Origin of the sequence: Citrobacter sp. Colony219, from assembly GCF_019382635.1 — a bacterium.
Lineage (GTDB): Bacteria > Pseudomonadota > Gammaproteobacteria > Enterobacterales > Enterobacteriaceae > Citrobacter > Citrobacter youngae.
Genome location: NZ_CP080033.1, coordinates 3,586,288 through 3,592,772, shown reverse-complemented (window position 1 = coordinate 3,592,772; position 6,485 = coordinate 3,586,288). Strand labels below are relative to the sequence as shown.

7 protein-coding genes and 1 pseudogene are annotated in these 6,485 nt (G+C 52.5%); 6 read left to right on the top strand and 2 right to left on the bottom strand.

Annotated features, from left to right (window positions below; all coding sequences use genetic code 11):
• Both JTI85_RS16140 and iadA read left to right on the top strand, forming a co-directional pair.
• Nucleotides 1-228 (top strand): annotated as a pseudogene (locus JTI85_RS16140) (hypothetical protein); the annotation flags it as partial.
• Nucleotides 229-239: 11 nt separating this feature from the next.
• The gene (gene iadA, locus JTI85_RS16135; protein WP_219351738.1) at nucleotides 240-1,403 is read left to right on the top strand and encodes a beta-aspartyl-peptidase; all 1,164 of its coding nucleotides are present in this window, start codon (nucleotides 240-242) and stop codon (nucleotides 1,401-1,403) included.
• A gap of 118 nt (nucleotides 1,404-1,521) precedes the next feature.
• Here iadA and bcp read toward each other — a convergent pair whose 3' ends face one another.
• Together bcp and JTI85_RS16125 are read right to left on the bottom strand one after the other, a co-directional pair.
• A complete protein-coding gene (gene bcp, locus JTI85_RS16130) occupies nucleotides 1,522-1,992 on the bottom strand; it encodes a thioredoxin-dependent thiol peroxidase (RefSeq protein ID WP_048210945.1) in 471 nt (156 codons plus the stop codon).
• On the bottom strand, nucleotides 1,992-2,564 hold the full coding sequence (locus tag JTI85_RS16125) for a glycine cleavage system transcriptional repressor (protein ID WP_197081302.1): 573 nt from the start codon (nucleotides 2,562-2,564) through the stop codon (nucleotides 1,992-1,994). The genes bcp and JTI85_RS16125 overlap by 1 nt, the downstream gene beginning before the upstream one ends.
• 145 nt (nucleotides 2,565-2,709) lie before the next feature.
• Between JTI85_RS16125 and dapA the strand changes: the two genes are divergently transcribed.
• The 4 genes from dapA (at nucleotide 2,710) to JTI85_RS16105 (ending at nucleotide 6,459) form a co-directional block, all read left to right on the top strand.
• Nucleotides 2,710-3,588, top strand: coding sequence for a 4-hydroxy-tetrahydrodipicolinate synthase (dapA, locus tag JTI85_RS16120; protein WP_005121885.1), 879 nt, complete (start codon nucleotides 2,710-2,712; stop codon nucleotides 3,586-3,588).
• 16 nt (nucleotides 3,589-3,604) lie between these two features.
• Nucleotides 3,605-4,639 carry an outer membrane protein assembly factor BamC gene (gene bamC, locus JTI85_RS16115; protein WP_048210947.1) on the top strand — a complete coding sequence of 345 codons (1,035 nt, stop codon included), beginning with the start codon at nucleotides 3,605-3,607 and terminating at the stop codon, nucleotides 4,637-4,639.
• A 111-nt stretch (nucleotides 4,640-4,750) separates the two neighbouring features.
• Nucleotides 4,751-5,464 carry a phosphoribosylaminoimidazolesuccinocarboxamide synthase gene (gene purC, locus JTI85_RS16110; protein WP_003835086.1) on the top strand — a complete coding sequence of 238 codons (714 nt, stop codon included), beginning with the start codon at nucleotides 4,751-4,753 and terminating at the stop codon, nucleotides 5,462-5,464.
• Between the two features lie 128 nt (nucleotides 5,465-5,592).
• The gene (locus JTI85_RS16105) at nucleotides 5,593-6,459 is read left to right on the top strand and encodes a neutral zinc metallopeptidase (RefSeq protein ID WP_048210948.1); all 867 of its coding nucleotides are present in this window, start codon (nucleotides 5,593-5,595) and stop codon (nucleotides 6,457-6,459) included.
• Nucleotides 6,460-6,485: the final 26 nt, after the last annotated feature.

Here is a 6,485-nt window from a genome sequence, read left to right as displayed (position 1 = left end):
ATGGGAGGCGGCGTCGGCGTTTGTGCCAGTCTGGTTGTTGCTGGTACGCTTTCGGGACATGATGCGACTGTATTGCTACCGGCTATCTACCTGATGGGCAATCCGGTGCAAAATGTGGGACGCTGCCTGGGAACTGCGGGGGTCCATCCCCGTTACTACCCGCTGATTATAGCGGTATGCGTCATTAATGCGCTGCTCTCTATTTGGGTTATGCAGGTAATTGCCTGACAAGGAAGGTTATGAACTGTTCAATTCTTAATTTGACGTTGTTCCAGCATGGACACGTATACGCACCTGAAGATTTAGGGCGACAGGATATACTGGTCTCCGGCAGTAAAATTGTTGCCATCGCCCCGTCAATTTCTCCTGAAGACTTTCCCGGTTGCGAGTGTATCAATCTTGACGGCGCGATTGTGTGCCCGGGGTTTATCGATCAGCACGTCCATCTGATTGGCGGTGGCGGAGAGGCAGGGCCACATACCCGCACGCCGGAAGTGCGCTTGTCACGACTGGTGGAAGCTGGTGTCACCTCGGTGGTGGGATTGCTGGGTACCGATGGCATCACCCGTCACCCGGAATCGCTGCTGGCGAAAACACGTGCGCTGGAGTTTGAAGGCATCAGCGCATGGATGCTGACCGGGGCTTATTTTCTGCCATCGCCGACAATCACCGGCAGTATCGATCGCGACGTGGCGCTGATCGATAAAGTCATTGGCGTGAAATGTGCGGTTTCGGACCATCGTTCCTCCGCCCCGGACACCTCGGCGCTGGCGAACATGGCGGCGCAGTCGCGGGTAGGTGGATTGTTAGGGCGCAAACCGGGGGTAAGCGTTTTCCACATGGGTGACAGCCCGCGCATGCTGGAGCCGTTGTACAACATCCTCGAGTGCTGTGATGTCCCGATTACCAAACTGTTGCCAACGCATGTTAATCGTGCGGAACCGCTGTTCCAGGCGGCGCTGGAGTATGCCCGCCAGGGCGGTTATATCGATATCACCAGCAGCATTGATGAGCCTGTTGATCCGGCAATGGCGATTGCTACAGCGTTGCGCCAGAACGTGCCGCTGTCGCGTATTACCCTGAGCTCGGATGGCAACGGTAGCCAACCGGAATTTGATGCGTCCGGTAATCTGACTGGGATTGGCGTCGCAGGATTTGAATCACTGGCGGAAACGGTACGCCAGTTGGTGAAGGTTCATGCCGTACCGCTGGAGCAGGCGCTGTGTCCGCTGACGCGTACGGTCGCAGAATTTTTGGGACTAGAGCATAAAGGGCGTTTGGCGGTGGGATGCGATGCGGACATTCTGGTGCTGAACGACGCGCTGGAAGTGAATTACCTTTGGGCAAAGGGGAAAGCCATGGTGAAAGAGAAGAAAGCGTGTGTAAAAGGAACGTTTGAATAAACGACCTTTATGCCGGGGGGCGGCTACGCCTTACCCGGCCTACAAGTTTCGCAATATTAATAAGCTGCGTAGGCCTGATAAGCGAAGCGCCATCAGGCTTTTTCCAGCAAAACGTAAATCAGGCGTTCTCTTTCAGCCAGTTCAGTACCACGTCGTGGTGATTGCTGGTTTTGAAATCATCAAACACATGTTCAATTTTGCCTTCGGCATCAATAAGGAAGCTGATGCGGTGGATGCCATCGTAGGTCTTACCCATAAATGACTTTTCACCCCAGACGCCAAATTGCTCGCAAACCTGATGATCTTCATCAGACAGGAGCGTGAAGTTAAGCACTTCTTTCTCCGCAAATCGGGAAAGCTTCTCTGGTTTATCGGTGCTTATCCCCAGCACTTCAACACCGGCTTTTTTTAACTGATCCATGTTATCGCGCAAGCCACAGGCCTGTACGGTACAGCCGGGCGTCATGGCTTTCGGGTAGAAATAAACCAGAACACGCTGTCCCTGGAAGTCGGTTAAATTTACTTGTTCTCCGTCTTGATCCGGCAAGCTAAATTTCGGTGCGATATCACCGGCTTTCAGTGGGTTCATTACTTAACTCCATCCTGTTCATCATGCTGTGAGTAATTGACGACGTTAATACTGCCTTGCGCATTGAGTTCTGTACAGAGTGCTTTAAACGCATCCTCAATATTTGCCGAATCATGTGACGCAGGACTATGTGCGGTAATTTGAATAAACAACTGTGCAGTCTTGCCGTTTTCAGCCGGCTGTGTGCGCGAAACCAGTTCCGCAATATTCATTTGATGGCTGTCAAAAAGGGCGGTAAAGCGCTCAATCAAATGAGGCGAGTCGGGGACATCGACCTGTACCCATACCGTGGCGGGCATCGCCGGACGGGGACGCGCGGTCGTACGCTTCATCACAATCAATAAATCCAGCTCTGCGCCTTTCAACGGCAAGGTTGATTCAATCAGGGTGATGGCATTCCAGGTTCCGGATAACAGCATGATAAACGTAAACTCGTCACCCAGCATGGCCAGTCGGCTGTCTTCGATATTACAGCCACAACTGCTGACATGACGGGTGATAGTGTTCACAATTCCCGGGCGATCAGCACCCAGCGCAGTAATGACCAGATAGTGTTGCGATGGCGATGTCAAACCTGTTCTTCCTTTGAGCGGTGAGGTAATCATAAGGAAAGCATAAAAAAAACATGCATACAACAATCAGAAGGGCTATGGTCGCTTGCTTTTATTGTCGTACCAAACGTACCATTGAGACACTTGTTTGCACAGAGGATGGCCCATGTTCACGGGAAGTATTGTCGCGCTTATTACGCCGATGGATGAGAAAGGTAAAGTCTGCCGGTCGAGCCTGAAAAAACTGATTGATTATCATGTCGCCAGCGGCACCTCGGCGATCGTTTCGGTTGGCACCACCGGTGAGTCCGCTACCCTGAGTCATGATGAACATGGCGATGTGGTAATGATGACGCTGGAGCTGGCCGATGGGCGTATTCCGGTTATTGCCGGAACGGGCGCCAATGCGACCGCAGAAGGCATTAGTCTGACGCAGCGTTTTAACGACAGCGGTGTTGTCGGCTGCCTGACGGTGACGCCTTACTACAACCGCCCAACTCAGGAAGGTTTGTTCCAGCATTTCAAAGCCATCGCGGAACATACTGACCTGCCGCAAATTCTGTATAATGTGCCGTCCCGTACTGGCTGCGATATGCTGCCGGAAACCGTGGGTCGCCTGGCGAAGGTAAAAAATATTGTCGCTATCAAAGAGGCCACAGGGAACTTAAGTCGTGTTCACCAGATCAAAGAGCTGGTTTCAGACGATTTTATTCTGCTTAGCGGTGATGATGCGACCGGACTGGACTTCATGCAGCTTGGTGGTCATGGCGTGATTTCCGTAACGGCTAACGTTGCGGCACGCGATATGGCCGAAATGTGCAAACTGGCGGCAGAAGGGCATTTTGCCGAGGCGCGGGTGATCAACCAACGTCTGATGCCGTTACACAACAAACTATTTGTCGAACCCAATCCTATCCCAGTGAAATGGGCATGTAAGGAGTTGGGACTTGTGGCGACCGATACGCTACGTTTGCCGATGACGCCAATCACGGACAATGCTCGTGATATCGTCAAAGCGGCGCTTAAGCATGCCGGTTTGCTGTAAAGTTTAGGGAGATTTGATGGCTTACTCAGTACAAAAGTCGCGCCTGGCCAAGGTTGCGGGTGTTTCGCTTGTTATGTTGCTCGCGGCCTGTAGTTCTGACTCGCGCTATAAGCGCCAGGTGAGCGGTGATGAATCCTATCTGGAGGCCGCACCGCTTGCTGAGCTTCACGCGCCAGCTGGGATGATTCTGCCGGTTATGACCGGCGACTATAACATCCCGGTAACCAACGGCAGCGGTGCCGTGGGTAAAGCGCTGGATATTCGCCCACCGGCTCAGCCGTTAGCATTAGTTACTGGCGCCCGTACTCAGATCGCGGGCGATACAGCGACATTGCTGGTGGAAAATGGTCGTGGCAACACGCTGTGGCCGCAGGTCGTGAGCGTTGTTCAGTCTAAAAACTACACCATCGCCAAACGTGATGATGCCAGCCAGACGCTGACTACCGATTGGGTTGACTGGAACCGTCTGGATGAAGACGAACAGTACCGTGGGCGTTATCAAATCTCGGTTAAACCGCAGGGCTATCAGCAAGCGGTGACGGTGAAACTGATTAACCTCGAGCAGGCAGGTAAACCGGTAGCCGATGCGGCATCAATGCAGCGTTACAGCGCTGAGATGATGAACGTTATCTCTGCTGGTCTGGATAAGAACGCCACCGACGCCGCGAATGCCGCGCAGAACCGTTCTGCCGCGACTATGGACGTTCAGAGTGCTGCAGATGACACCGGTTTACCGATGCTGGTGGTACGTGGACCGTTCAACGTGGTATGGCAGCGTCTGCCGGCAGCGCTGGAAAAAGTGGGGATGAAAGTGACCGACAGCACCCGTTCTCAGGGCAGCATCGCTGTGACTTACAAACCACTGTCAGACAGTAACTGGCAGGAGCTGGGCGCGAGCGATCCGGGTCTGGTATCCGGCGACTACAAACTGCAGGTCGGTGATTTAGACAACCGCAGTAGTTTGCAGTTTATCGATCCTAAGGGGCATACCCTGACGCAAAGCCAGAACGACGCGCTGGTCGCCGTCTTCCAGGCAGCGTTCAGTAAGTAAAAATAAAGGGCTGGATAACTCCAGCCCTTTTTTTCTGATATGATACGCAAACGTGTGCGTCGGCAGAAAAACGCAATATTTATCGTTAATTCACACCCAGGAGTAATAAAGATGCAAAAGCAAGCTGAGTTGTATCGTGGTAAAGCGAAGACCGTATACAGCACGGAAAACCCGGACCTGTTGGTGCTCGAATTCCGCAATGATACGTCAGCAGGGGATGGCGCGCGCATTGAACAGTTTGACCGTAAAGGTATGGTGAATAACAAATTCAACCATTTCATTATGACCAAACTGCAAGAAGCAGGCATTCCTACCCAGATGGAGCGACTGCTATCCGATACTGAATGTCTGGTGAAAAAACTGGAGATGGTACCGGTTGAATGTGTGGTACGTAACCGCGCGGCAGGCTCACTGGTTAAGCGTTTAGGCGTTGAGGAAGGTATTGAACTGAATCCGCCGTTGTTTGATCTGTTCCTGAAAAACGATGCTATGCACGATCCAATGATTAACGATTCCTATTGCGAAACTTTTGGTTGGGTGAGCAAAGAGAATCTGGCACGTATGAAAGAGCTGACTTACAAAGCCAACGACGTGCTGAAAAAGATGTTTGATGATGCTGGTCTGATTCTGGTCGACTTCAAACTTGAGTTTGGCTTGTACAAAGGCGAAGTCGTGCTGGGCGACGAATTCTCACCGGACGGTAGCCGTCTGTGGGACAAAGAAACGCTGGATAAAATGGACAAAGATCGCTTCCGCCAGAGTCTGGGCGGCCTGATCGAAGCCTATGAAGCTGTCGCGCATCGTCTGGGTGTGAAGTTAGACTAACGCCCCCCTGAGCCGGCGATCGCTCTCCGGCTCATCAATCCCGCCGATTTTGATTACTGTTTCTTATGGTAATCCTGTTCCGAACCGCCTACGATCATCATCATAATGAATAAAAAGTTGAGGTGATTATGCGCTGGCAAGGGCGTCGTGAAAGTGACAATGTGGAAGACAGACGAAACAGCGCCGGCGGCGGCCCTTCTATGGGCGGACCGGGTTTTCGTTTGCCCAGTGGTAAAGGCGGCATCATCCTGCTGATTGTGGTGCTTGTCGCGGGCTATTATGGCGTGGATCTTACCGGATTAATGACCGGCCAACCTGTATCCCAACAGCAATCATCACACTCCATTAGCCCAAATGATGATGAAGCGGCAAAATTCACCTCGGTGATACTGGCAACGACCGAAGATACCTGGGGGCAGCAGTTTGAAAAAATGGGCCGGACCTACCAACAGCCGAAGCTGGTGATGTATCGTGGCGCGACGCGTACCGGCTGCGGTGCGGGCCAGTCCGTGATGGGGCCGTTTTATTGCCCGGCGGATGGTACGGTGTATATCGACCTCTCATTCTATGATGACATGAAAAACAAGCTGGGCGCTGATGGCGATTTTGCTCAGGGCTATGTCATCGCGCACGAAGTAGGCCACCATGTGCAAAAACTACTGGGCATTGAACCGAAAGTTCGTCAGATGCAGCAAAATGCCTCTCAGGCCGAAGTGAATCGCCTTTCCGTTCGTATGGAGCTGCAGGCAGATTGCTTTGCCGGTGTCTGGGGTCACAGTATGCAGCAGCAGGGTGTACTTGAATCTGGCGATCTGGAAGAGGCGCTAAACGCCGCTCAGGCCATTGGTGATGATCGTTTGCAACAGCAGGGGCAAGGGCGCGTTGTGCCCGATAGTTTTACTCACGGCACCTCGCAGCAACGTTACACCTGGTTTAAACGCGGCTTTGACAGTGGCGATCCGGGACAATGTAATACCTTTGGCAAAGGCATTTAAGATATTGAGGCAGGGATGTCTGACAA